The following is a 1,422-nucleotide window of genomic DNA, read 5'->3' as shown; positions in this document are numbered from 1 at the left end:
AACATATCTTTTTAAGACCAAAAGCTACAGAGGGGTCAATATGACCAGAATGGGGGTCAGTATCCATAGAATATCCAAAGTAGGTCTAAAGATTTTCCTGAAGATATTGCAGCTGTTTTTAAAGCCCATGGAGGGATTGATACTTTTGATAAAAAAAATACATTGATTTTTGAAATTGTAAAACCTAATGGGAATGAAAAACACACTACTGATCTTAAAACAAGACATGCACGTATAGAAACGGATGCATATGCTTTGGGGTATGATGGTAATGAAGCTTGGGTAGCACAAGATTCTACTTATTTTGAAGGAAACCCTCGTTTCTACCATAATTTGATGTTTTATTTTTATGCAATGCCTTTTGTATTAGGTGATGAAGGAATTTATTATGAAAAAATAGAAGACCTTACAGTAGATGACACTGAATATTTTGGATATAAAATATCCTATGGTGAGGACGTAGGAGATTCTCCAAAAGACAACTACTTTTTGTATTTCGATAAGATCTCAAAAAAAATGAAATTCTTGGGGTATACGGTTACTTATTTCAGTAAAGAAGCAAGTGAAAAAGTAAGTTTGGTAGAATATGCGGATTGGAGTGATGTAGATGGTTTATTGCTTCCTGAAACTTTAAAATGGAGAGAATATGCTGATGGAGGAGTAGTAGGAGAGGTTAAAAATGAAGTACGTTTTGTAAATGCAAGTTCAAGTACCGAAAAATCTTTACCTTCGATATTTAAAAAACCAGAAGAAGAGAAAGAGAAATCTTTATAGGTTGCTATAATTCTTAATCTCTCCAAGAGGAGAGAATGAATAAATGATATTATAATTTCACAGTACATGACAAAAATATAATTACTTGATTATCAGTAAAATACGCATGGTTTTATTAAGATAAAGCATTGATTTTCAATATATTAGATGAATAATTCGACCTATTTATCTAATGGAGAAAACCAATGCTGTCACTAAAAATAGTGAATTAACTTCTGTTCTCAATACTCATTTTCAAGGAAAAATAAATCTAGCTCGCATAAAGCTAATAGCACTTTTTATTAGTAGCTTATGTAAAGTACAATCTGTAACCTTTGATAAATTGGCAAATGCTTTTGACACTACAGCTAACACTAGTTCTTCTTTAAGACGTATTCAACGTTTTATCGCTGAGTATACTTTGGAAGCTGATTTGATTGCCAAATTGGTGTTTAACTTATTACCCAAACAAGATAAAGTAAAATTAACTATTGATCGTACCAATTGGAAATTTGGACAAGCCAATATCAATATATTTATGTTAGGTGTTGTTTATCAAGGTGTAGCTTTTCCTCTGCTCTTTACCATGCTAGACAAAAGAGGAAATTCCAATAGTGGGGAACGTATCGCACTAATAGAACGCTTTATCAAATTGTTTGGTAAACAGTG

1 protein-coding gene and 1 pseudogene are annotated in these 1,422 nt (G+C 31.9%); both read left to right on the top strand.

Annotated elements, in window-relative coordinates; all coding sequences use genetic code 11:
• Positions 1–162: 162 nt before the first annotated feature.
• Positions 163–774: a DUF6503 family protein gene (locus CVD18_RS22210; RefSeq protein WP_103867628.1), complete on the top strand. Its 612-nt coding sequence runs from the start codon at positions 163–165 to the stop codon at positions 772–774.
• Between the two features lie 172 nt (positions 775–946).
• Positions 947–1,422: pseudogene (locus CVD18_RS22205) on the top strand (IS4 family transposase); the annotation flags it as partial.

The organism is Aquimarina sp. I32.4, assembly GCF_002924285.1.
Taxonomy (GTDB): domain Bacteria; phylum Bacteroidota; class Bacteroidia; order Flavobacteriales; family Flavobacteriaceae; genus Aquimarina.
Note: the sequence above shows the minus strand (reverse complement) of the source record. Positions and strands in the feature narration are given on the sequence as shown.